Annotated in this window: 22 protein-coding genes; 13 read left to right on the forward strand and 9 right to left on the reverse strand. The window is 52.9% G+C overall.

Going from position 1 to position 24,857, the window contains the following annotated elements; genetic code table 11:
- Nucleotides 1–775: 775 nt before the first annotated feature.
- On the reverse strand, nucleotides 776–2,014 hold the full coding sequence (locus IMCC3135_RS32455) for an RNA-guided endonuclease InsQ/TnpB family protein (protein ID WP_088921376.1): 1,239 nt from the start codon (nucleotides 2,012–2,014) through the stop codon (nucleotides 776–778).
- 22 nt (nucleotides 2,015–2,036) lie between these two features.
- Here IMCC3135_RS32455 and tnpA point away from each other — a divergent pair, with 22 nt between their 5' ends.
- On the forward strand, nucleotides 2,037–2,453 hold the full coding sequence (gene tnpA / locus IMCC3135_RS32460; RefSeq protein ID WP_088918610.1) for an IS200/IS605 family transposase: 417 nt from the start codon (nucleotides 2,037–2,039) through the stop codon (nucleotides 2,451–2,453).
- 111 nt (nucleotides 2,454–2,564) lie between these two features.
- On the opposite strand, the gene ltrA is transcribed toward tnpA, so the two are convergent.
- The 5 genes from ltrA to IMCC3135_RS34880 form a co-directional block, all read right to left on the reverse strand.
- The gene (ltrA, locus tag IMCC3135_RS32465) at nucleotides 2,565–3,584 is read right to left on the reverse strand and encodes a group II intron reverse transcriptase/maturase (protein WP_236994703.1); all 1,020 of its coding nucleotides are present in this window, start codon (nucleotides 3,582–3,584) and stop codon (nucleotides 2,565–2,567) included.
- A gap of 15 nt (nucleotides 3,585–3,599) precedes the next feature.
- Nucleotides 3,600–5,663, reverse strand: a complete 2,064-nt coding sequence (locus IMCC3135_RS32470; RefSeq protein WP_088915885.1) for a recombinase family protein — start codon at nucleotides 5,661–5,663, stop codon at nucleotides 3,600–3,602.
- A 139-nt stretch (nucleotides 5,664–5,802) separates the two neighbouring features.
- On the reverse strand, nucleotides 5,803–6,135 hold the full coding sequence (locus tag IMCC3135_RS32475) for a DUF6788 family protein (protein ID WP_088915884.1): 333 nt from the start codon (nucleotides 6,133–6,135) through the stop codon (nucleotides 5,803–5,805).
- A 48-nt stretch (nucleotides 6,136–6,183) separates the two neighbouring features.
- Nucleotides 6,184–6,576 carry a DUF5372 family protein gene (locus IMCC3135_RS35300; protein WP_169727559.1) on the reverse strand — a complete coding sequence of 131 codons (393 nt, stop codon included), beginning with the start codon at nucleotides 6,574–6,576 and terminating at the stop codon, nucleotides 6,184–6,186.
- Entirely contained in the window at nucleotides 6,461–6,859 is a 399-nt protein-coding gene (locus tag IMCC3135_RS34880; RefSeq protein WP_205737821.1) for a hypothetical protein, read from the reverse strand. The genes IMCC3135_RS35300 and IMCC3135_RS34880 overlap by 116 nt, the downstream gene beginning before the upstream one ends.
- 787 nt (nucleotides 6,860–7,646) lie before the next feature.
- On the opposite strand from IMCC3135_RS34880, the gene IMCC3135_RS32495 reads away from it, so the two are divergent.
- From IMCC3135_RS32495 to IMCC3135_RS34885, 5 genes are all read left to right on the forward strand, one after another.
- A complete protein-coding gene (locus IMCC3135_RS32495) occupies nucleotides 7,647–9,275 on the forward strand; it encodes a YwqJ-related putative deaminase (RefSeq protein ID WP_088921378.1) in 1,629 nt (542 codons plus the stop codon).
- 10 nt (nucleotides 9,276–9,285) lie between these two features.
- Nucleotides 9,286–9,732 carry a DcrB-related protein gene (locus IMCC3135_RS32500; RefSeq protein WP_088921379.1) on the forward strand — a complete coding sequence of 149 codons (447 nt, stop codon included), beginning with the start codon at nucleotides 9,286–9,288 and terminating at the stop codon, nucleotides 9,730–9,732.
- Nucleotides 9,725–10,318 carry a hypothetical protein gene (locus IMCC3135_RS32505; RefSeq protein WP_088921380.1) on the forward strand — a complete coding sequence of 198 codons (594 nt, stop codon included), beginning with the start codon at nucleotides 9,725–9,727 and terminating at the stop codon, nucleotides 10,316–10,318. Before IMCC3135_RS32500 ends, IMCC3135_RS32505 begins: the two co-directional genes overlap by 8 nt.
- Nucleotides 10,319–10,453: 135 nt before the next feature.
- Entirely contained in the window at nucleotides 10,454–11,482 is a 1,029-nt protein-coding gene (locus IMCC3135_RS32510) for a hypothetical protein (RefSeq protein ID WP_088921381.1), read from the forward strand.
- A gap of 355 nt (nucleotides 11,483–11,837) precedes the next feature.
- Nucleotides 11,838–12,152: a hypothetical protein gene (locus IMCC3135_RS34885; protein ID WP_088921382.1), complete on the forward strand. Its 315-nt coding sequence runs from the start codon at nucleotides 11,838–11,840 to the stop codon at nucleotides 12,150–12,152.
- 471 nt (nucleotides 12,153–12,623) lie between these two features.
- Here IMCC3135_RS34885 and radC read toward each other — a convergent pair whose 3' ends face one another.
- Nucleotides 12,624–13,298, reverse strand: a complete 675-nt coding sequence (radC, locus tag IMCC3135_RS32520) for a RadC family protein (RefSeq protein ID WP_088922200.1) — start codon at nucleotides 13,296–13,298, stop codon at nucleotides 12,624–12,626.
- A gap of 143 nt (nucleotides 13,299–13,441) precedes the next feature.
- On the opposite strand from radC, the gene coaBC reads away from it, so the two are divergent.
- The 4 genes from coaBC (at nucleotide 13,442) to argB (ending at nucleotide 17,520) form a co-directional block, all read left to right on the forward strand.
- A complete protein-coding gene (gene coaBC / locus IMCC3135_RS32525) occupies nucleotides 13,442–14,683 on the forward strand; it encodes a bifunctional phosphopantothenoylcysteine decarboxylase/phosphopantothenate--cysteine ligase CoaBC (protein ID WP_088921383.1) in 1,242 nt (413 codons plus the stop codon).
- Nucleotides 14,683–15,138: a dUTP diphosphatase gene (dut, locus tag IMCC3135_RS32530; RefSeq protein WP_335589304.1), complete on the forward strand. Its 456-nt coding sequence runs from the start codon at nucleotides 14,683–14,685 to the stop codon at nucleotides 15,136–15,138. The genes coaBC and dut overlap by 1 nt, the downstream gene beginning before the upstream one ends.
- Before the next feature lie 70 nt (nucleotides 15,139–15,208).
- Nucleotides 15,209–16,591, forward strand: coding sequence for a phosphomannomutase/phosphoglucomutase (locus IMCC3135_RS32535; RefSeq protein WP_088921385.1), 1,383 nt, complete (start codon nucleotides 15,209–15,211; stop codon nucleotides 16,589–16,591).
- A gap of 23 nt (nucleotides 16,592–16,614) precedes the next feature.
- On the forward strand, nucleotides 16,615–17,520 hold the full coding sequence (gene argB, locus IMCC3135_RS32540; protein WP_088922201.1) for an acetylglutamate kinase: 906 nt from the start codon (nucleotides 16,615–16,617) through the stop codon (nucleotides 17,518–17,520).
- Between the two features lie 61 nt (nucleotides 17,521–17,581).
- On the opposite strand, the gene IMCC3135_RS32545 is transcribed toward argB, so the two are convergent.
- Nucleotides 17,582–18,652, reverse strand: coding sequence for an OmpA family protein (locus IMCC3135_RS32545; protein ID WP_157736492.1), 1,071 nt, complete (start codon nucleotides 18,650–18,652; stop codon nucleotides 17,582–17,584).
- Between the two features lie 189 nt (nucleotides 18,653–18,841).
- Here IMCC3135_RS32545 and IMCC3135_RS32550 point away from each other — a divergent pair, with 189 nt between their 5' ends.
- The 3 genes from IMCC3135_RS32550 (at nucleotide 18,842) to IMCC3135_RS32560 (ending at nucleotide 23,453) form a co-directional block, all read left to right on the forward strand.
- On the forward strand, nucleotides 18,842–19,273 hold the full coding sequence (locus IMCC3135_RS32550; RefSeq protein WP_088921387.1) for a hypothetical protein: 432 nt from the start codon (nucleotides 18,842–18,844) through the stop codon (nucleotides 19,271–19,273).
- A gap of 116 nt (nucleotides 19,274–19,389) precedes the next feature.
- On the forward strand, nucleotides 19,390–20,592 hold the full coding sequence (locus IMCC3135_RS32555) for an ABC transporter substrate-binding protein (protein WP_088921388.1): 1,203 nt from the start codon (nucleotides 19,390–19,392) through the stop codon (nucleotides 20,590–20,592).
- A gap of 80 nt (nucleotides 20,593–20,672) precedes the next feature.
- On the forward strand, nucleotides 20,673–23,453 hold the full coding sequence (locus tag IMCC3135_RS32560; protein WP_088921389.1) for a methyl-accepting chemotaxis protein: 2,781 nt from the start codon (nucleotides 20,673–20,675) through the stop codon (nucleotides 23,451–23,453).
- A gap of 33 nt (nucleotides 23,454–23,486) precedes the next feature.
- On the opposite strand, the gene IMCC3135_RS32565 is transcribed toward IMCC3135_RS32560, so the two are convergent.
- Complete coding sequence (locus tag IMCC3135_RS32565; RefSeq protein ID WP_088921390.1) at nucleotides 23,487–24,851, reverse strand: serine hydrolase domain-containing protein; 1,365 nt, start codon at nucleotides 24,849–24,851, stop codon at nucleotides 23,487–23,489.
- Nucleotides 24,852–24,857 lie beyond the last annotated feature (6 nt).

Genomic DNA, 24,857 nt, shown 5'->3' on the forward strand with positions numbered 1-24,857 from the left:
CTACCACTAAGCCAATAGTTGCAGGCGTAGTGGGCACTGAAAAATTGCATCGACCTTGAGGAGACATTCAAATGGATATTCGAATAGGACTGCCGTGCACTGATGAATTTTTTTGTCAAATAGCGATGTGGGTAATCATCATAGTGGGGCTGTTGTTTTGCTTGGGAATTTTGATAGCGATATGGTCAGAGATCAAAAAGAAATGACTGCGGCTGTTTTTGAACAGCATTCTGTCGCAGTCACTCAACACTTCAGTCGATTCACTCTACACGTATATAGTGAAACCAGATATCTGCAGCCACTTATTGAAGTGGCACTCCTGAACGCAAGCCACTCCAATCGCATACTACTTGCCGGGCTGATCAAAAATGGCCTGCAATAGGCTGCCGAACAAGTCACCGAAAACTACACACTGCGCGGTGCTATCTTCCGCCAGTAATGATCGCTGGCCTTACTGGAAATAGGCGTGGTGACGTTTTGCTAACACATTCAGGGTGTTAATATATTCCTGAACGATATGGAGTTTACGGCGTTTTATTGAGAATCCGACTGTCTCGATTCTCAAGATTGCGAAATCATCAAATGTTAGAACTCAACTGGATTTGGGGAAAATTAACGATGCGTAAGGCACTTCTGTTCAGACACCACTTTTTCGTCACCTGCGTGATGTTAACTTTGCTATTTCCATTAGCCAACCAGCAATCTCTGGCAGTGGTCGACAGGGATTTTGTTGACATCCTCCTCTCCCCCTGAAGGAAGAGGATTCCTACGGCGTTCAGGCTATTGCCCAAATCGCTTCAGCGGGTTCCTGTTTCACTGGGGCCGCCTGAATGACATGCTCTCGTAATTCAGGTCTGACATCCCCTCCACAGGCCAACACGGCGTGTCCCGCCGCTTCTATATTTTTTGCTGCATTGGTATCAGCGTTGTCCGAATACCCACAGCTCTGGCAGCAGAAACCTGTCTGGCTCTGTCGGTTTTCCTTCGCTATGTGCCCACAGCAAGAGCATTGCTGACTCGTGTACTGAGCCGGGACGACAACCAGCTCTCCTCCTGCCCAACCAAGCTTGTAGCCTAACTGACGTCGGAATTCGCCCCACCCCTGGTCCAGAATGGCACGGTTGAGACCGGACTTGGCCTTCACGTTCTTGCCCGGCAATGCCTGACTACCCGACGCCGAACGAGACATATTGGCCACTTTCAGATCTTCGATACACACGACTGCGTGGTTATTGCTGATGGTGTGTGTCTTCTTGTGCAAATAGTCGGCTCGGGCATTGGCAATACGTCGGTATAGTCGGGCAACCCTGTCTTTCTGCTTTCTCCAGTTGTTGGAAAATTTCTTTTTACGCGCCAGTGAGCGTTGCTCCCGGGCAAGCTTTCTTTGATACGTTGCAAAGCTGTTGAGCGGCAGATGATTCTCTCCGTCACTCTGTGCAGCGAATACCTTGATGCCCATATCAATACCCACCAAACTCGTGGAGGGGTGTTGTGACGCCTCCACCTCGCGTACTGTCTGCACAGAAAAAAACCACTTGCCACAACGCTCACTGATCGTGATATTGCGTAACGTACCCAGCACCTTTCGACTGTTGCGGTAGCGAATCCAGCCTAGTTTGGGCAGAAACACACGATTGTTGGCTTGATCCAGTTTGAATTGTTTGGGTTCAGGGTATCGAAAACTATCGCCGTCGCCTTTTTTCTTGAACCGGGGAAATCCTGCCCGCCCGGCAAAGAAATTCTGAAACGCACGATCAAGATCCCGCAGTGACTGCTGTAACGGGTGGGCCGGCGCATTCTTGAGCCAGCAGGTGCCTTCTTCCTTTCGCCACTTCGGCAGGCAATTGGCCATGGGCACATAGCCTATATACTTCAATCCTGCCTTGTGGTTCTCCTGCTGCAAACCCAGTGCCCTGTTATAGACAAATCGACAACTACCGGCAAACTGTCGCAACTTACCCAGTTGTTCGCCGTTGGTACGTAGTTCGAATTTGTAGGCTTGAAGGCGTTCCATGCATTTATTATACTATTGGCCTATGAGCAAAGATACGACTATTCGCACAGGAAGACACTGTGTATTTATTATGCATGTCCACTTGGTCTTCGTCACAAAGTATCGTCGTGATGTCTTCACCAAGAAAATTCTCGATGACTTGAAGATCACCTTCACCAAGGTATGTGAAGACTTTGAAGCCACTCTGGTGGAGTTTAATGGTGAAGACGATCATGTCCATCTTCTGGTTAACTACCCACCCAAGGTGCCAGTATCTGGCCTGGTCAACAGTCTGAAGGGGGTATCTAGTCGCCGAGTAAGAAAAGCAGATTATCCGAGCATCAAAAACAAACTGTGGGGTAATGCACTATGGTCTCCTTCGTACTTTGCCAGCAGTTGTGGTGGAGCTCCGATTGGCCTGATCAGACAATACATCGAACAGCAACGAACACCGCGCTAACACAACAGAGAGGCTTCGCCTCTCGCGATCGGGATAGGGGCCGACCGAAGACGGGCCCCTCCCACACCACCCGGCATGCGGGTCCGCACCGGGCGGTTCGAGAAGTTGAGGTCATGAGAGACGAGGTACATCTAAGCCATCGTAGTATTTGACTGATAGAATAAAGTGCAATCCCGAAAGGCTGTTGTGCCAACAACGTTTGCTAGAACAAGCGATGAGCTTAGCCAACTCCTGCGAGGCACCGAGACGACGTAAAGCGTCATACGCCGTACGGCCGCGTCGCCAGTGCTTGAGCTGGATAGCCCGCAATCGGCGTCGTATCCAGCCATCCAGATCACGGAAGATTTTCGGCGTTTGTGCCAGATGAAAGTAAGCCTTCCATCCGGGAATGAAACTCCGAAGTTCTACCGCAACTTGGACAAGGCTGCGACCACCGACGCGACGTGTGATCTGCCGGATGCGCTGCTTGAACTTGACGATTGCCGAAGGTGATACCGCAATTTTAACCGTGTTCCCACTCCACCGCCGTAAGCAGTAGCCCAGAAACTTACGACCAAACACGGGCCCGACTGCAGTCTTTGCCTCGTTCACCCGAAGGTGCAGTTTTGCATACAGCTTCCGAAGAGAGCGCAGTACCCGTTCCCCCGCCCGTTGACTACGAACATACACATTGCAGTCATCGGCGTATCGGGCAAACTTGTGTCCGCGCCTCTCCAGAGCCTGATCCACTTCGTCCAACAGCACATTAGCCAGTAACGGTGAAAGAGGGGAGCCTTGTACGGTTCCCTCCAAGCGTTCCACCAATACGCCGTTGATCATGACGCCAGCTCGAAGAAATCGTCGAATCAACCGAAGAACGGCCTTATCGTCGATTCGCTTACTCAGCCGGTCCATGAGAACGTCGTGATTAACCCTGTCGAAAAATTTCTCAAGATCCACATCAACCACCACCTGATAGCCTTGTTGCACACACTGCTGTGCATGGAGCACAGCATCATGGGCACTTCGACCTGGGCGAAAGCCGTAGCTGAACTTTGAGAACGTCGGGTCAAGCAGGGGTTGCAGTACTTGCAACAGTGCCTGCTGGATCAGGCGATCAATGACGGTGGGGACCGTGGTTTCATAATGCACCTCGTGCAGTTGGCGTTAGGGATTGACCGGGGTATCTATTCGGGTTGAGTTTCTCACCCAGTCTTCGAGCTCCTTTTCTTTGCTTCGTGTGAGCGTGATCCAGTAAGGCGTTCCGTGTTCAAGTTGTCGAGCCTCAACAACATCGCACTCTATCCAGTAGTAGACGACGTTGCGGCTGATACCGAAGCGTACCATTACCTCGTTGACGGTTAGCTCATTAGATCGTTTTAGATCAGCGCAGGGAATCCGATGTCGGTAACGAACCCACGAGATCATGGGTGCCGTGAACTTCTTGCCTTTTGGGCTTCGCAGTCCTTGTGCATTGAGTTCAGCGACAATGTCTTTGTCCCTCATCGTGCAGGCTAACGCTCTGATTTTTTCAACCATCTCGGCTGGATAACGTAGCTGCTCAGCGATAGGCGCTGGCAGCTGCACGACGATGTCATTCGTCGCACCACCTTGCCAACGTACGTGCAGAATCGCTTGGCGCTCTTCCCGTCGTTTTTCGACGGTGATGTCCTTAATCAAAAGCCTCAACATACGCTTTTTATCTTTAGACGAGGTTGTTTTCGCATTCCATAAACGCGGCAGATCCTTTGCTAAGGCCAACACCATCTGGCGCTGTTCATCACTGACAATGCACGCCTCTTTTGAGTGGAACTGCGCGTACTGTTCTTCGAGTTTTTGCAACTCCTCCAGTGCATTGTTCCAGCGCTGCTCTAGCGTCGATGCAACCAGACGGTTCGACGGGTCCACTTCCTCGTAACGCCGTTGTGCCAGCTGTGCTTCATAGCCAGCACGTTCGATTCTTCGCTGCCATTGTTGCCCCACCGACTGGTCGCGCTCTTGCAGTTGACGCACCGATTCCACAGCCAGTTCCACTTGTGCAGGAATCATCGCTGCCAACACCGCTTCACAGACCACCGGGTCCAGAACGTTTGCCTGAACAAACATACAAGACTTTGTTGCAACACCTTCTCGTCGGCGCCAGTTGCATTCATAGAGCGGATAGATGCCGCCGTTGCCTTTGTAGCGAACGGTGAGTTTACGGCCGCAACAACCACACAGTAGCAAGCCCTGCAGCATAGCCAGGCCTTCTCGTGCCGCACCGCTCAACAATGTCTGCTCACTGTTGGTTCGATTCCTATCCAATCGCTCTCGATTCTGCAGGTATTCATCCCAGCTAACATAGCCCTCATGATGATCGCGTAAATTGACGCGCCATGACTCCATGGGTACTTCGCAGGACCGGGTTTGAATCTCACCATTGGCATCAACCTGCTTTTTGGACTGATAGCGTCCGTATACGTAGGCACCAGCATAAGTGGGGTTCGATAGAATTGATAGGACGCGAGACTCACACAGCGGCCCCCAGATCAGCTTGCCGTCCCATGCGCCGCCGTATGAACGCTTGGGGAATTTTAACCCCTTGTCACCAAAACGATGGACCACGCCATAGGCAGTACCAACCTCGTTGAACAACGAGAACACCATGTGTACCGCGCCTCGCACCTCATCATCTGGGTCGAGTACCGTTCGATCCTGATCGTCAAAGCACAAACCCACCGGCAACGGAAACCTCAACTCACCCTTTCTGGCCTTGTTCAGTTTGCCACCCTGGAGGCGCGCGCGCAGAAAATGCAATTCTGCCTGTGCCAACGTTCCCTTCATCCCCAGTAACAACGCATCGTTGAAATCTCCCGGGTCGTAGCAACCGTCTTCGTCGATAACCGCCGTCTGCGTCATTGCACACAGTTCGATCAATCGATGCCACTCCAGACTTGAGCGGGCCAACCGCGACGCCTCCAGAGCGAACACCGCTCCCACGTCCCCCATTGACACATCCGCCACCAGTCGTTTGAAATCGTTGCGACCTGTGGTCTGTGCTCCCGACACACCCAGATCCCCGTCCAGTGTCACTATCTGTTCTGTCGTCCAACCCATTCCAATCGCTTTGTCGCGCAGAGCATACTGGCGCTCCGTGCTCTCCTGATGCCATCTCACTTGGCCCATCGTCGATTGACGCACGTACACGTACGCCTGTCGCTGAAGATGCTGTTCTGTCAACTTCGTGCTCATCGGTACACTCCTCCACAGGGCGGCAGGAATCGATGGGCTCGCGCAACCAGGCCTCTAGCATGTTGGCCATCAGTGTTGCGGCGGCAGTGGTATCGAAGGTGGCGGTGAGCGTGGTAGATGAGGCACTCACCGCCAGCACCTAAAACCGTTCCCGACGGCGCAACAACTCCTGATTGATCGCGCACAATTGATCGAGCCTGTCGCGGATCTCGCGATAGTTGGCAAGATACTCGGCCACTTGCGGCTGAGTGTCTTGTGGGACGTAATCCATGGCGGGGCGTGCCCCCGTGCGGCTGATCGACAAGTAGTACTTCGGGCCGTGTCCCTGGCCAGTAGCGCACTTGCAGTTTGGTTTGCCGCAACGTTTGTAGCGTTCGATCAGCGAGCCACGTAGAACAGTATCCAACGGTGGGATTTTGCGTAACAGTTGCTTGCGCCGGCGCCTGAGTTGAGTGGTCGAAATATCCTGCATAGTTGTCGGACCACGTATATGACTGCCCAGATAATAGTCTACATGAAATCATTCGTCAACTCCGTCGGACTCGGTCAGTTGACGTACCAGCGTGGCAAGAGTCAGCAGCGAATCAAACTCCAGGATCACACCCGGTGAGGCTAATTCGCTTAGCGGCTCCCAGTCTGTCCACTCTTGCGCAACGGCCAGAGTGCCGCGCTCAGGGTGACGAATAATCAACGTCTCCACGCCCGATACGCGACGGCGCTTCAGGACATCAAAACGTTGCTGGGTCAATGGATGGAAGGGATGAGTTACCGTGACACATCCCAAACTGGAATTGGTATCAGGTGTAGTTCGCGTGGACCGTCGGTATCCCCAATTCCCTGGAGCCTCCACCCGGTTTCGGAATTTCCACGCGTCGCACGGCCGATGGCCGATAACTACCGCGCAGCAATTCATCCCGGATCACTGGCCACTGGGTGTGAAGATATTCAATCGTTTGAGTGATTGAAAGACCGTCTACGCCCGCACTACCTTTATTGGCTTTGACGCGTTTCCACGCCTCCACCATGTTCTCTCGCGAGAGCGCCTGCTCAAGCAGATTCTCCCGCCCCAAGCCTTCGGTTCGTTGAGGCACCGACACCGCTTCACCGCGCGCAGAAAGCTTTCGGGCTTCACCCGTTCGTCTCTCACTGCGCCTCGGTCTCCCGAGTTTCTGGTGCTTTGCTTTGTCGAGCGTCAACGTCTTCTAGCTCTCCTTCTCGTTTAGCCCTTCATCGCATGATGACGACTACTATGGCCTCTGCTGACTTCTCACTCCGACCATACGATCGTCGCCCTTTCAGGCACAAGGTGAGATCTCCCCGGGTAAGACTGCAATCCTTCCCCACACAACCGCCGAATCTACATTATCTCCCTTTGACCACAAGAGCTTCGCGATGACGTGCCCGCTCGCCCTGATTGATAATGCCTCAATATTCGGTTCTTGTTCATCGGCTCGTGGTTTCGCTATACACTTCCTCCCCACGCTTGGTCACCCTTGCGCAGTTGTGCTTCACTTCGGTCGCTGTGGTCAGCTTCCGGGAGGACTTTCACCTCCAAGATCGCACCCATGCCGGGCGCACCTATCCATCCCCGCCCTGAAGGACGAGGTTTTTCGCGCAGATGGATAAATCTCGCGAATACCTGAAATCAATGTCGTTGGTGAAGAACAGTCAAGCGGACGTTAGTAAATACGGATCCATAATTGACAACGCGGAAAAAAATTGCTAAACGTGATATCAAGCCCGTGAAGCAGGGAGCTTCTGAGAAAAAACTAACTAAATCAAGAGGTCTTACTGGAATCGTTTTTGGTGATGAATGCAAGAAACCCGGGTTTTTCAAGCGTATTTCGGCCTCAGGCGCCATTACTCGAAAAAACCGTCTGAGTATCATCTTATTTCCCGATCGAACCACTAGGGTTTACCCTAATAGGCACACTCGCTATTTCCACATATAATCCGAAATGTGTGTAACAGCGGAGTAAAAAGATGGATGTCAGCGGGACAGGTCGGTCAAGCTCTCCGTCCAGCAGTAGCGGCAATTCGTACTCCGATAGCAGCGGTAGTGGAAGCGATTGGTCCTCATCCGGCTCGGGCCTGGATACCGACAACTCAACATTCGCCACTAACGACGATTCCCGGAACTCACGCAGCTCAGACTGGGATACAGACAACTCAAGCACAAGCACCACCGATACCCTGCGTAATCAAACAACAGAACTGGATCGAGCCCGTGGCGAACACCAGGCTCCGACAGTTCAATCGGCAGCTGATAGCCAACCACAGGCTATCGCGAAGCCAGAGCCTGAGATCAGTTTCAGTGACGTTGAAGTCGGGAGTGTAGTTGCCGGGGTAATCGGATCGAACAACGGTATATTTGCAAGTTCCGAGATACGCACCAGAAATGCATCATCGACATTCAATGATCAGATTGTTGCTGACGGGCTAGGCAACAAATCAGTGGTTTCCGCGGCTGTCTTTGACAACGTAACCGGCAAGATAACAACTGGAACCAACTCCAAAGCCCCGTTGAGCAGGGAAAGCGCCCATCCTGTGCTTCAGCAACGTCTGGACAACATGGACTATTCCAGGGCTCACAACAGCTGGCAAGGCAACCATGCAGAAGTGCATGCGCTCAACGACGCACTGTGGAGTCGCGAAACTCACAACCAGAGTACCGGCACCCCCCGTGCAGTAACAGAAGCTGATTTACCCAGCATGACGCTACAAACGGCATGGACAAAATCCAGTCAGAAAGGCGGCATGACAATCGGTGAAGTTGCGCACCGTTGCGCGAACTGCACCCAATTGACTGATGGCGTACAGAACCTGGCTGGCGACTCCCCTGCCGACTACTCCGTGTCCAAGGCAGCCGCCAACGATGTGTCGGTTGCAACCGACACACCCAGGTACGCATTTGCGAATAGTGATCTCTCCAGCGCGCGCCGCGGAGCACAAACCGGGGCTCTTGCAGGCTTCGGGATAAGCAGCTTCCAGAACTTGCGTGACGGTGTCACTACCGAGGACGTGGCGACCATTGCCACGGATACAGGTGTTGCCGCGGCTACAGGTGCCACGGGCGAAATGATAGAGAACTCAGTGGCACGTTTTGTTGAATCACGCGCTGGGGCAGCGCTGCAGCAAGGTGCTGGAACAACCACTCGCGTCATGAGTTCGCGTATCGCAGGCGCTGGCGTTGCAGGCGCTGTCATTGGTGCAGGCTTCTCATCCGTTGACCAGGTTCAGGCATGGCAACGTGGTGAGGTATCAGGATCCGAAGCAATCGGAACCGTTACGGCTGAAGCTGCCACCGGCCTTGCAGCAGGCTCGGCAGGCGCATTGGCCGGTGCAGCAATTGGCAGCATCATCCCTGTCGCAGGCACTGTCGTGGGCGGGGTTGTTGGTTTTGGTGTCGGCATGGCTGCGGGCTGGGCCGCTGACAAGGGATTACGTGCATCAGGTATCACTGACGCCGTTGCCAGCGGCGTCACCACCACTATAGATGCCGGAGGTCGCGCGGTAGAGGCCGCAGGTGATGCGATCGGATCAGCTGCATCGGCCGTATCCGACACCGTCGAAAGGTGGGGACAATCCCTCTCGTCAGCGTTCGGATGGTAATCTGTAAAACATGAAAACCTTCCAGGCCAATGGCTTTGACAGTGTCCAGCCTGACGGCTGGCAAGATCGTTCAACACTGACCCTTGTAGGACCTGTTGCAAGCGACGGCTTTGCCAGTAACATCGTGGTCACACAACAACCGGTGGACAGCACAACGTCCGTGACGCAATTTGCACAAAGCCAGCTGGCCACTCTGGCAACAGAGGTGCAATCACTGGACATCGCCGATGAACGCGAAGTAAGCCTCAACGGGCGCAAACTATATCAGCGATTACACAGCTTCACTGTCGGCCAGCAGCGCGTCGCACAAGTACAGACTTACGTCTTTGCAATTGTTGATGATCAACGCACCGCTTTCGTCATAACAGGCACCACATCACCTGAGGCATTTGATGCAGCCATGCCAGCCTTTAAAGCGTTCATTGAAGGTTTCAAGACTCAACACAACGATGCCTGAACTGACAGAACGAGCACAGAAGTATCTTGGCTCATTGGAAAGACGAGTGCCGGTGCCCGTTGCCGATGTCAGACAAGCGCTCATTGATCACGGTTATCCTGTGCTTGAGGTATGGCTGGACTTCCATGATCGATATGCAGGTTATTGTGAAACCCTGGGAGAAGGCGGAACGACATGGGGACTCAAGCACGCCGACACGAGATACTCGCTCATGAATGGCCGACCATTCGAAGTGGAAGCCTACCGAGATGAGGCAGATGGACTCTGGACCATCGAAGCTGCCGACTCACATCCATCCTTCGATCAGACTATGGATGAAAACGGCGAATTTCAGCATATTCCTGCAAGCTCATTTGAAATTCATCTAGAGCGAGCTGCACTTTTTCAGCAGTACATGGATCTTGGTGCCAAACCCTACTCACAGATGGGTTACCAACGTATCTCACAGCTCAAGCCAGAATCATCCGAGGCAGAACGTGTGGAGGCGGCCAGTGACAAATATATCGAGTGGTGGCAAGGAAAAAAATATATAGCAGCACGCTGGACTGAGACCGGCGAGTGGCTATCGGCATTCGTAAAATCTTAAGCCGCTTGAACATCACCGATGTCGCCACCCAGCACTGGAGTTCCACCAAGGAGTGGAGCTTGTTTGAATTGAACAAGAGTGCAAATCAATTCAAATCGACAAGATATTCAACATTTTTAACAACGGATCTAGTTCATGAAAAATACCTACTCTTCATTCTTAGCGTCTTTTCGCACACTGGCTTTAGGACTTCTTGTCGCCGGGGTACAGGCTTGCAGTTCATCTGATTCTGGCGGAAATGGTGGCAGCATATCATTTGCAGACCCGATGGATTCATCCACACTACGCTCGGCCCTGATCACGGGTAGCTCAGCAGATAATGATGCCGAGTACTGGGAATGTGTGGTCGCCGATGGCAGTGCTACTCTTGAGTATCGACTGATGTCTGATGGCACTGGGGTTGAAAATGATCGGGCCAATCCGACCGTGACTTCGGGTTTTACCTGGCAGACTAATACAGCCACATCGGCATCCATATTTGTGACCGCCTCGGGTGTGCAGAACGAACTTTCGGATATCAATTTTACGGACAGTGAGCATATGAGTCTGGTCGTTGCTCAAACGCTTGAGTTGTCATGTGCACGGCAAGGCGGGCAGACTGTGGTGCCTGATGCGTCGGCGGCACCGGCTGGAAGTAATGCACTGGCCTATGGTGGCGTTGGCTATGGATTGACGCATGGGTTTGAACGCGTTTATAGCGGTTATCGTAATGGGGGGCGCAGTCATGATCAGCACAATATCTGTATCGCCGATGCCTCTTTCGAGCTTCACTACAACACGAGCATAGGGCTGGGTGGAGGCGGAGTTTCGTGGTATCCAAATGATGAGACAGTGTCCTTTTGTGCCAGTCTTTTTGTGCCGGTGGATACTCGTTTAGAAACAGCATCATCTAACTTTGTATCTGATGATGTAGACGAGCAAAACAATGCTCAGTTTGCCGGACAATATTTTGCCAACGACGGTGAGTTCGAAATCGATCTCAACTCGAACGGTGAGATATCAAGCGATGAAAACGAAAAATTTGACGTCATTAGCGGCACTATTTCTTTCACAAGGGTTTCTGATGATATCGCCAACATGCGCTTTGATGTGGTCCTTGATGATGGCTCAACCGTCAGCGGCTCGTTTGAAGGACAGTTCATTTTTTACGATGATAGTGTCTAGTGGATCGGAGCGCTATTATTCAACGGCGTATCCAGAGGCAAACGCCTGGTAACAGAAGTGTCAGGCGTTAATGCATTCGCGTGGCATTGAGCCGCCGCCGTGGCCAAGGCGTCATGGCGACGTTGCAATCGGCCAGCAATTAGCAAAGCGGCTTTTGATACAATCAAAAGCTGGTTCAAATGATTAAAGGGTAGATGACTTTGGCCTTTACGTTCTTTAAAAAAAGCCGGTTGACCGACTTATCGACTACCCATGTTACGAGCAGCCTTTCGCAGCACCTGCGTGCAAGCTTACCGACGCTCAAGCCGACGCCAATTTCGACTATTTCCTGACAAACAAAGCGTCACGCATCGACGTGTTAGCTGACTTACTGACAGGCTTTGATATTGATGTTCGCGCTGGTATGAATGCTACATCCCCCGATCCACTAGTGACCCAGTTGTATCAGTGGTCCGGTGAACACTGGCCTATGTTCTTTGACAAAGCTATTCATAACGAAAGACAATGGATTGCATCAAACAAACAAGATGGTAACCGTATTTATTCCGTGATAATGGATACAGCGATTGTAATGGGCGAGCTCATCATCAAACATCGCCCCACCTATTGCTGGAATCTGGACAGAGACCCTGGCAACAGATTATGGCGTCATACAATCGCTGTGTTCTGACAGCACGCTGGTTGCCTGAAACCGATGGACTCATTGCTGTTGATATTGAAGCTCACGTAGCTCAACGTTTTCTTCACGCAGACTATTTCGGACAAAGACACGAGGAACTATGGTTAGCGCTAGTACACGCATTAGTCTCTGGAAGCCGTGAAGGTGCGCACTTGAAGTATTAGTGCGAATGGCTCTGACATAAAGTACACGTATTTGATTATGCAAGGAAAAGGTTGACTTGATTACTACGCTTTGGCTTTCTAATCCCAACCCACAGCAACCATTTTTGACTGTAACGGACGATATCGAGTACGGCAAAATCAATCTGTTGACAAGGAGCACAACCAAGCCAATGCCACTGAGGTTTCCAATGCACTTCTGGCAATCCACTCTACACGTGTAGAGTGAAACCAAAGTATCTGCACCCACTTATTGAAGTGGCTCCCCCGAGCGCAAGCCACTCCGCTGGCATATCAAATCCTACATCAACCCCCGCTCCGCCAACGACGTCTGCACTCCCTGCCCGATAATCAAATGATCCAGCACGCGAACATCTATCAGCGCCAGCGCATCCACCAATTTACGGGTCAATCGAACATCCGTATCAGATGGTTCAGCCACTCCACTCGGATGGTTATGGGCGAAAATAACCGCAGCCGCATTACTAGACAAACACCGCTTAACCACCTCTCGGGGATAAACCGCAGCCGAATCAATCGTGCCCCTGAACAGCTCCCGATACTCTATCACCCGATGTCGATTGTCCAGAAAAAGCCCTGCAAAAACTTCATGTCCCAAGCCTGTCAGGTGCAGGGCAAGGTAATGGCGGACATGCTCTGGCGAGCTGAGTACATCCCCCTGCATGACCGTTTCAAAGACATTGCGTCGGCTGACCTCAAGAGCGGCCTGCATCAGGCAGTAGCGGGCGTCTCCTAAGCCTTGTGCGGCACAGAAGGTTCTTTTATCGGCACCCAATAGATTACTCAGGCTGCCAAACTCTTCCAATGCGTTGAAAGCGACCTGGATGGCGGAATTACCCGCTGTGCCTGTTTGTATGAATATGGCCAGCAATTCGGCATCGCTCAGTGAGCTTGCGCCGTGGTGCAGCAGTTTTTCGCGCGGCCGCTCGCTGAGCGGCCAGTCCCTTATAGTCATGATCAGCATCCTTGTTGATCGTTTATTGGTATCTGCAGTAGATCACACCCGCCCGCTCAGGTCACGCATTGAGTACATAAAAGCTGAACTGTGGTCCCGGGGGTGCGTCAGAAGGACAGGACAAACTGATAACATGCTTTCCCATGTCGACACTCACTAACAAGAAGATACTCCTCGGTGTTTCCGGAGGAATCGCGGCCTACAAGAGCGCCATTCTGGCCCGACGTCTGATAGACGAAGGGGCGACGGTGCGGGTGGTCATGACGCAGGGAGCTCAGGCGTTCATGCAGCCACTGACGTTCCAGGCGCTTACCGGAAATCCTGTGCACCTGGACCTGCTTGACCCGGCGGCGGAAGCGGCCATGGGGCATATCGAGCTGGCACGCTGGGCAGATGCCATTCTGATTGCGCCTGCCAGCGCCAATACACTGGCCCGGCTGGCACATGGCATGGCCAGCGACCTGCTAAGCACCCTGTGCCTGGCAACTGACGCTCCCATTCACGTTGCACCCGCCATGAACCGGCTGATGTGGAGCAATCCGGCGACCATCGATAACTGCGCCATTCTGAGTAAACGCGGCGTAAGTTTCTTCGGGCCAGGCTCCGGTGCACAAGCCTGCGGTGAAGTGGGCTCGGGAAGGATGCTGGAACCGGAGGAAATCCGTGACCAGATGATCGCCGCGATGAACAATGAGCCCTCACCCACCGCCAACAATGGCCCGCTCGCAGGCAAGCAACTACTGATCACCGCAGGCCCGACACGCGAGGCCATCGATCCGGTTCGCTACATCAGCAACCACAGCTCGGGAAAAATGGGTTTTGCACTGGCCGAAGCTGCACGTCTGGCCGGCGCGATGGTCACGCTGGTTGCAGGTCCGGTCGCGCTGCAGGCCCATTCAGATATAAAGCGTATCGATGTGGTCTCTGCCGAACAGATGCTCAAGGCAGTCATGAGCCAGGTCGACAAGGCTGATGTGTTCATCTCGGTTGCCGCGGTCTCAGACTATCGACTGACCGAAGTGATGGATCAGAAGATCAAGAAGAACAGTACAGAGATGACCCTGACGCTGGTGCGCAACCCGGACATTCTGAAAAGCGTTGCCGATCTTCCCAACCGTCCGTTCGTTGTCGGTTTTGCAGCAGAAACAGAAAACGTGGAGGTTCACGCTCGCGGCAAACTGGAGAAAAAGGCACTCGACATGATTGCAGCCAACCATGTCGGACAGGCCGACAACCCAGTCTTCAGCTCTGACACCAATGCACTTGATGTGTACTGGCCAGCAGATAACGGTCACGAACATATTCCTTCAGCCACTAAACAATCAGTCGCTCACTCACTGCTGGACATTATCGGCCAGCAAATGAGCGCAAGAAAAACTACATGATGAATAGCGTTGATTACACCGTCGTTGACCCGCGCATCGGCGACACCATAGCGCTGCCAGAATACGCCAGTGCTGGTTCTGCAGGATTGGATCTGCGTGCCTGTGTGCAGGAAACTCTGACTCTGATGCCTGGCAGCACCGAACTGATCCCTACCGGCCTGTGCATCCATATTGCTGACCCCGGCTATGCAGGCATGATCCTGCCGCGTTCGGGCCTGGGCCACAAGCACGGCATCGTACTCGGCAATCTGGTGGGCCTTATTGATTCTGACTATCAGGGACAGCTGTTTGTTTCCTGCTGGAATCGAGGCACCGAAGCATTTGATATCGAGGTAGGTGCACGCATTGCCCAATTGGTCATCGTGCCGGTGGCGCAAGTCACCTTCAATCGTGTCGACAACTTTGACAGCACATCGCGTGGCACCGGTGGCTTTGGCTCCACAGGAAAAAACTGATTTTCAAATTGCCGAACCGTACGCTGTTGCGTAGCGCGCTTACAATATTGGCACCCGGAAAAATACAGATATGAACATCTCTTCCAGCATCTTCCGGGCCTATGACATCCGCGGTGTGGTCACAGACAACTTGACCCCTGCCGCGGTTGAACAGATTGGCCGCGCCTTTGGTTCCGAGTGCGTTGATCGCAAGATTGACACCGTGGTCGTTGCCCGTGATGGCCGCCTGTCCGGACCGGCACTGATCGAAGCCTTGAGCAAAGGCATTCAGAGCACCGGCGTCAATGTCGTCAACATCGGCATGGTACCTACGCCGGTACTCTACTTTGCCACCTACCACCTGAATACCGGTACTGGTGTCATGGTCACCGGCAGCCATAATCCACCTGAATACAACGGCCTCAAGATGGTCGTTGATGGCGAAGCATTATTTGGCGACAGTATTACTACCTTGCACACACGCCTGGTGACAGACAATCTGCATACAAGCGAGACGAATGGCAAGCTGAGCGTGCAGGATATTCTGCAGGATTATCTGGACCGGATTCTGGGGGATGTCAAACTCGCTCGCCCCATGAGCATTGCCTACGATTGTGGCAATGGTGTCGCGGGGGCTGCGGCACCTCAGCTATTCGACGGTTTGAATTGCAAAAGCTCAGCGTTGTTCACCGAGGTGGACGGCAACTTTCCCAATCATCATCCAGACCCGGCAAAGCTTGAGAATCTGGTCGACCTGATCCAACTCGTCAAGGATGAGAAACATGAAGTCGGTCTCGCCTTTGACGGTGATGGGGATCGGGTCGGCGTTGTTGACGACAAGGGCAACGTCATCTGGCCCGATCGGCAAATGGTGCTGTTCGCCCGTGATGTTCTGGAGCGCAATCCTGGCGCCCGCATTGTCTATGACGTCAAATGTTCCAGAGTACTTCCCAGTGCTATTACAGAGGCCGGTGGTGTACCCGATATGTGGAAAACCGGGCACTCTTTCATGAAGGCCCGCATCAAGGAGACGGGCGCCCTGCTGGGCGGCGAGATGAGTGGACACGTGTTCTTCAAGGAGCGCTGGTATGGCTTTGACGATGCACTCTATGCCGCTGCTCGACTACTGGAAATTCTGTCAAAAACAGACAGAAGCGCCAGTGAAATATTCGGGGCCATCCCCGATAGTATCAATACGCCAGAACTGCATGTTGCGCTGAAAAACGACGGCGACCAGCATGAATTCATGGCGAAGTTTTCTGCCGCAAACCAGTTTGAAGGCGCAACACTGACAACAATTGATGGTATTCGCGCAGACTACCCCGATGGTTGGGCTCTGGTGCGCGCATCCAATACGACACCCTCGCTGGTCATCCGCTTCGAAGCACAAACGGATGAGGCGATGGATCGTATCCAGAACGAATTTCGCAAGGCCATACAGGCCACTGACAGTAGTATTGCCATCCCTTTCTGATGACACTACCCGAGAATCCGGCAATGTCCAAAGACACAGAGTCTGACACCAAGAACAGCGCTCGCAGCCCCGCTGATACCGCGCGCGTTCTGAACGAGGCGCTACCTTACCTGCAACGCTATAGCGGCCAGACGGTTGTCATCAAATATGGGGGCAACGCCATGACTGATGAGACCCTGAAGCGCTCGTTTGCGCAGAATGTGGTCATGATGAAGCAGGTCGGCATCAACCCCATCGTGGTTCATGGCGGTGGACCGCAAATCGGAGAAATGCTCAATCGCCTGGCGATAGAGAGCCAGTTCATCGATGGCATGCGCGTCACCGATTCAGCCACCATGGAAGTGGTGGAGATGGTTCTGGGCGGCCTGGTCAACAAGAGCATCGTCTCTTTGCTTAATCAGGTCGGCGGGCGGGCTATCGGACTGACGGGCAAAGATGCCACCATGATCGAAGCCACGCCGATGCGCCTACCGGGTAAACCGGACGTCTCACTGGGCTTTGTGGGCGAGGTCAAACATATTCGCACCGGCATGCTCAACCAGCTTGTGGACAACAACATCATTCCTGTTATTGCCCCCATCGGCACCGATGCCAATGGCGCCAGTTACAACATCAATGCGGATCTGGTTGCCAGTAGCATTGCCATTGCACTGAACGCATCAAGACTGCTGTTGCTGACCAATACACCGGGCATTCTCGACCAGAAGGGCGAGCTACTCACCGGGTTGACGCCAAAGGATATTGCAGCACTGATCGAGGAAGGCACTCTTTATGGCGGCATGCTTCCCAAGGTCCAGTGCGCTCTGGATGCTGTGGCTGCGGGCGTCAGAAGCGTGGTCATCATTGATGGCCGCGTAGAACATGCCGTCTTGCTGGAACTGTTTACTGATCAGGGTCTGGGTACTCTGATACATGCCTCCAGCGACTGATACCGCCGATGCGCCCGGACTGTCGGGCGCAAGGTTCGGCGCTGCTCAGCTTAACGAGCTCTCAAGACGAGCTTACTTCCCGCTTCAGAGTGAGCACCACTCCGTGTTGCGGGAATCTCAGATCGAGGACTTCATCCGCCCAGCAGCCCGCTTCAAAAATATTGCGCTCAGGTACACCCGCCTTCTGCAACCCCTTGCTGATGACCTGCGCACGAGCCACTGCCAGTTCGGCATTGCCGTTTTCCAGCTGAGACTCCACCTGCGAACAACCCACCACGACCACCAGGTCGGTATCGGTTTCAAGTTTGGTCGCCAGAATTTGCAGCAAGCCCAGACTTTGCTCACTCACCTCAAGTGACTCGCGATCGAATCTCAAAATCTCTTCGTGGACATTGAACAGGTCCGTGAAGGGCTCATTGGCAAAGGACTCAGCAGCCAGGTTCTGCACTCCGGCGTATTGTTTCTGCGTATCTATCTCAGGTAATTCCGGCTCCGGCTTTGGCTCACCGGTTTGAATCTTCGAGGGGTCGAGGGTAGGCATGGAGGCTAAGTGCCGCTTGATTCCCGTTGCATCGGTACCACGCAACGTCATCTCGCTGTTAGCCACCAGCACCCCGTCACTCAGAAGGCGATAGCTGCGCTGTAGCTGCCTGTCACCAACACTGATGATATAGGTTCCCGAAATACCATCGCTCGAATGGGAATCTTCCACCTTGAAAAAACCGACGGCCAGATCATTGTCCCGATCATCGCTGATCACCAAATCGTAACCCGACTCCGTCAGACCCGCCTTCAACACTGCTGCAAATGGCCCCGCCGATCGAGTGACATCGCTCCACAGCAACGTTGTGTTCGCTGGTTGCAGATCCTTGATCTGTACCAGCATGCCGGTGAAATCTGCGGCAATTTGCTGCATGCCCCCTGGCTCAGACGATTGATCCGAGACAGGCTGCGCTGAAACAGACTTCTCTGCGACAGATTTCCCTGCGACAGCCTGCACTGAGACAGGCCGCTCTGGGACAGGCTTCTCAACTTCTACGGCCAGCCCCGATAGCGATGGTGATGCACAACCCGCAATCAATGCGCTGAGCATGCAAAGAGCAACAAGCCCCTGTTTTCGTAAACGTTTCACCCCTTGCCCTCGGTTCTGAAATAATCGCCTAACTTTACACCATGCACTACCTGCAACAGGCTGCATCAGTCCGCATAGTCAAACGGGCGTCACAGTTAAATACCAACATCGGCACCAGTAGCTTCAATGAGGGCAGAATAACAATGTAACGTACAGCTTCGCACCCATCAAACCTCATACGCTTCGACCATGTGCAAAAAAATATTTCTGAAAATCCCCCTCTCACTGCTGCTATCCGGCCTGTTCTTGCTCTGCGTCGCGACGCCCTCCCTGGCACAACAAGACGTAGATCACAAAAAAATTGTCCCGACTGGACAGTGGGTAGATTCTCGCAAATCTTTCTTCAACTGGCAGCCCATATTTTTGCACCTTCGAACCGGCCATGAGCGTGCGCTGATGATGCCCGAACCGGTGCGTCTATCTAATGAAGAGCATAAGAGTGCCGGATATGAACTGGACATTTCCGAGGATGTCGTGCGCTTCTACCCCAAAAATCACTTCGATCGAGAATCCATCAGACTGACCGGACTGAATACGGGCACACAATTCCTGCTACGGGTTCGTTCCAGTGCCTATGGGATTCGTCAGCCGTTGCAGGTTTTCCAGGGCGAGTTCAAGTAATCACCGATACCTATCGTATTGCTTATCGACAAGATAAATATTACAACTCAGCTTTAGGCTCTTGCTGATCTGTCGCTTATATACCCAGAGATGATAAATCGACAGGTGCATTGCAGATGGGATACGCGGTTTGGAAGAATCTGCCCAGAGTGGCTCTGGTTGCAATCAGCAGCCTTGCCGCCTCCATCTGTCTGGCTGAAACACCCGGCGTGTTCCCTGACCGAATTCTTGTCGGTCAGTCTGCCGCCTTCGAAGGCCCGGCAGAGGCATTGGGTCTTGGCATGCGAGAAGGTCTTGTCGCAGCATTCAACGAAGCTAATCAGCGCGGTGGCGTGCATGGCCGCAAGATAGAGCTGGTTACCTACGATGACGGCTACGAACCCGATCGTGCCATCGAGAACACTTACAAACTGATCAATGAGGACAAGGTGTTTGCCCTGATAGGCGCCGTTGGTACGCCGACCGCCAAAGCGACCCAACCCATCGCCAAAGATGCCGATATTCCGTTTATCGGACCCTTTACGGGTGCAGGCTTTCTTCGCGACCCACAGAACAGCCATGTCATCAATGTCCGTGGCACCTATGACCAGGAAACCGAAGCCTGGATCCAGCATCTGACCGAGGATCTGGACAGCAAGAAAATTGCCATTCTCTACCAGGATGACTCATTTGGTCGAGCTGGACTTTCCGGCGTAAAAAAGGCGCTGGAAAAACGCAATATGTCTCTGGTTGCAGAAGGAACCTATATACGCAACACCGTTGCTGTAAAGAGTGCGTTGCTGAAAATTCGCAAGGCAAAACCGGATGCCGTTGTCATGGTGGGCTCCTATAAGCCTATCGCAGCCTTCGTCAAGCTTGCTGAAAAAGTTCGACTGAACTCCAGGTTCGTCACAATCTCCTTTGTTGGCAGCAAGGCCTTGGCGACCGAACTCGGCTCCGCTGGTAGTGGTGTGATCGTGACGCAGGTAGTGCCGTTCTACGAGGACAAGAGCTTGCCCTTGGTCAATGATTATCATGTCGCATTGAACAACGCCTCTCCGGACGCAGAAGCAGGCTTTGTTTCCCTTGAAGGCTATCTGGTTGGCCGCCTCCTGATAACCGCACTCGAGAAAGCAGGACCTGCGCTTACCCGACAAAAGCTGATCGATGTGTTCCAACAGCGCAAGGTGACTCTGGATGTCGGCGGCGTCCTGCTGAGCTATGGACCTGAAGACAACCAAGGCATGGACAAAGTGTATCTCTCCGTATTGCAGAAGGACGGCTCTTACGCCTACGTCGATAACCTGAAAGACAGCGTGCACACCGCCGAGCTTCCCTAGCAACGGCCTGTCTCTGCCTAACTGACTAATCATGATTACAACTGCAATCACTATGCGAAACAATATCTATTGCTTGAGCCATGAACAAACCTAAACTGGGAATCAAGCCTAAACTGCTGTTTGCATTCGGCCTTATTCTGGCAACGACACTTGTCGCAAGTGCTATCGCCTTGTTTGCATTTTCACGGTTTTCAGTCGCCATGAAGGAGATAACGCAGCAGAGCGTGCCTTTTATGGCTGAGTCCATGGAGTTGACACAACTGGGGCTGCAAATCAGTGCCATGGTGCCCTCATTAGGTGACTCCAAGACACTGCAACAAGCAAATGAACACTATGGCAATCTGAACACACGGGCTGAAAAAATCAGACAACTGGTAGGGCGTGAGAACACAGAGCTGGGAGAACGTGCCAGCTCAATCATGCACGACAATACTCAATCAATTGAGCAGGTCCAAACCCAGATTGATCGTCTGTATGAGGTGGTGAAGACCGAGCTGTCTAATGCCCAACCTGTGGAGCAATCCATGGTTGAGATCAATCAGACACTGCAGACAGTCAATCTGCAGCTACTGGAAATCATCGATACGGCAACTTTCGATTTAGTGATTCTGACAGAAGACATATTTGCCGAGAATACAGATCTTCTGGATACACTGCTTTATGAACAAATCAGCTTCATCGTCAACTCTCTGCAAACAGAGGTTAATTCCACCGCCCTGATATACGACCTTTCCGACTCTACCCGTGATCGTTCTGCAGAATTCCTTTCAGACAAACAACGCAGAGCCAACTATCTGCTCGCCCAGATAAAAAGCAAACGCGTGGATCTGACCATGCTCGAGACCACTGAGCTAAGCGCATTCGATCGCTCACTGGAGAGGCTGACAGTTCTGGTAAGCGGTAGTGAATCCATCTATGACAAGGCATGGTTTGACACGCTTGGCCAGGCAGAGATCATGAACCTGCAAAATGAGCTGGCGACACTGGATAAAACCATCAGCACCCAGCTGGTGCAACTCGTCGATACGGGTCATTCACTGATATACGAAACCGGTCGAAAATTGAGTAACAGTCTCTGGGAGACTTTACCGGCAATAATAAGCGAGGGCACGGAGAAAGTCGTCAGCTTGCTGGAAATGAGAGCGGAGCTGAATACACTGGGCGGAATATTCGGAGAGCTCTCACAGGTATCCAATAGCGCTGATCTGCAACCGTTGACAGATCGTTTTGTTGCGGCCCAGGCACGCATCCAATCCAACTTGGTGATCATTGGCAGCCAGGCTGAAACAATCGAGATCGAAAGTGGCATTTCCCGACTGCTGGAATTGGGCGCTATCGACTCAGGCATTTTCGAGATGAAAAATACCGTCCTGCATGATTTGCAGCAAGTCGCTGTCATCAAAGATCAACTGAATCTTACGCAGGAAAGCTTCATCAACGATCTTGTCGAACAAGTCCGAACAAGCCGTACCAATGTTGTTGATGCTGGTAATGGCATGTTGTCGCTGATTAATACAAGTCGAATGGAATTACTGGCCGTCTCACTATCAAGCATCCTTATTACCGGTCTCATATTCTGGCTGCTTATTTCAAGAGACATTCTTGCGCGCCTGCTGCAGACAATCAGCGCACTGCGCTCTCTGGCAGATGGTGATCACGATGTATCCGTTAACTGCACTGGAAGCGATGAACTAGCTGATCTGGCACGCACAGTCGAGGTGTTTCGCCACAATGCACTGGAGGCCGCAGGACTCCACGAAGAGCGCATACAACTCACCGAAGAGCAAAGGGCACAGGAGCGCAAAGAGGCCGAACGCGAGCAGAAAATTCGTGATACTGAAGTCACCAGGCACAAAATGGAACAAGCTCAGTCAGCCACAGAAAAAGAGCGTGCCGATATCCTGCAACAACGCGTAGACCAGTTGCTGGCAGCCGTGAGTGCGGCGGCAGATGGCAATCTGTCACACCCGATCGATACCAGCGGAGACGATCTGGCTGGCCAGATGGGCAGTGCTCTCGATACGTTATTCACCGGATTGCGTAACAGCATGAGCAGTATCAATCTGAACGCATCGCAACTGAGTCAGGCATCAAAAAGCCTGACTAGTCTGTCAGTCGACATGAACGACATGGCCTCCTCAAACACCGAAAATGCCATGGAAGCCTCAACCCTGACCGCAGATGTTGGCCTCAGTGTTGATAGTGTCGCAGGCGCTACCGAAGAGATGAATTCATCCATCAAAGAGATTGCGCGCAATACGCGTGAAGCCGAATCTGTCGCCGCAGATGCCGTCAAACTGGCCCGCTCGACAAACATCACCGTCCGCAAACTGGCTGACAGTAGCATCGGTATCGGGCATGTCGTCAAGGTCATCAATTCCATTGCCGAACAGACCAACTTGCTGGCATTGAATGCCACCATAGAAGCTGCTCGAGCCGGTGAAGCCGGTAAAGGTTTCGCTGTTGTGGCAACTGAGGTCAAGGAACTGGCCAAGGAGACCGCTCGCGCCACAGAGCAGATTCAATCAAGAATCAGTGATATTCAGACCGACACAGACTCTGCGGTTTCTGCCATCGAGTCCATCAGCATCATCATCGACAAGATCAGCGCCATACAGTCGTCGGTTACTGTTGCAATATCAGAACAAGCCAGTGTGACCCAGGAAATAAGCCGATCGGTTCTGCAAACGGCCGAGGGCAGTCAGGCCATATCCTCCATTATCGAAGGGGTGGCCGAGAAAGCCCGGTCTAACCAGCAGGCCTCTGACCAGGTCAACAAGGCCGCCGAGGATCTTTCGGATATGTCTGCGCAGCTTCAAGGCCTGGTACAACGTTATACCGCTGTTCAGCTCGACAGATGAACTTGATCATCCAGAACCATTGCTGATTCACGTTTAATCGCTCAGAGCCTGATACAGCATGGTTCGCAGCTCACGACGCATGGGATACGTTGACGATGGGTACAGTTGCGTCAGGAATATCACGAAGAGATCTTCAACCGGATCTATCCAGAAGAAGGTACTGGCAGCACCACCCCAGTGATACTCACCGGCAGAGGTGATCATCTGCGCATCAACAGGATCCAGCACCACTGCAAAACCCAACCCGAAGCCGATTCCCTGATAGCTGGTTTCGCTCCATACCGCCTGCCCCATAGCAGCCATATCAACATTGCCCGGCAACTGGTTCTGGCGCATGAATTCAACGGTTTTGCTCGACAGCAGCCGTTTTGAATCCAACTCTCCGCCATTGAGCAGCATCTGCGTGAAGCGTGCAAAGTCATCAATACTGCCTGTCAGTCCACCGCCACCGGAAAACAGCGACGGGGCCTGTAAAAAGCTACTGTCCATTGCAGGATCCAGCAAACGTGGCGCAGCATGACTAAAACCACGGGCAGCCGCTCTGGCGGTCGACAACTTGGCGCTGTCCTGCTCTGGAGTCAAGTTCTCACCAGCGGCACTGACATCCCCCAGATCACCCCCTGCAGCCGGTCCCATCATGTCGGCAAAACGCTCATGATGCTCAGGTTCGACATGGAAACCGGTGTTGTGCATTTGCAGTGGAGCAAAGATATGCTCGCGAAAATACTCGTCCAGGCTCTGCCCTGACCACACTTCCACCAGTCGACCCAGAACGTCGGTTGAAACGCTGTAGTTCCATTGGCTACCTGGCTGACACAGCAACGGCGCCTTGGCCAGACGCTCAACCAGATCAGCCAGTGATGTGGTCGAACCTGGAAATGTCAGATCATGCTCGCGGTAGTAACTGTCGACAGGCGTGGCCTGCATGAAGCTGTAGCTCAGACCTGCGGTGTGAGTCATCAGCTGACGCACAGTCATCGGTGTCTGCTGTGGTTCGACATGTTGCAGAATGGCATCGGCGCCTGCCTCGCTGGACGGCATGCTGCCATCCCACACCGGCGTGTCGGCGAAAGCAGGCAGATACCAGGCAACCGGGTCGTCCAGCTGAAAATAACCCTGTTCATAGAGCATCATGGCGGCAACCGTCGTCACCGGCTTCGTCATCGAATACAGACGTACCAAGGTGTCACGATCGAACGGCTGAGCGCTACCGTGTTCACTGGCGGCACGGGCCAAGCCTGCCGATTTGAATAACGCGGTATAACCATGTCGCCCCACCAGCACACTGGCACCGGCAACACGGTTCTGTTCTACCTGTTGTTCAAGCCATTGCTCAAGTCGTTGCAGGCGGACAGGGTCCAGACCCAGTTGTTCAGGAGAAGATGCAGGCAGTGTCATGAGTCA

It is taken from the genome of Granulosicoccus antarcticus IMCC3135 (assembly GCF_002215215.1).
Taxonomy (GTDB): Bacteria; Pseudomonadota; Gammaproteobacteria; order Granulosicoccales; family Granulosicoccaceae; genus Granulosicoccus; species Granulosicoccus antarcticus.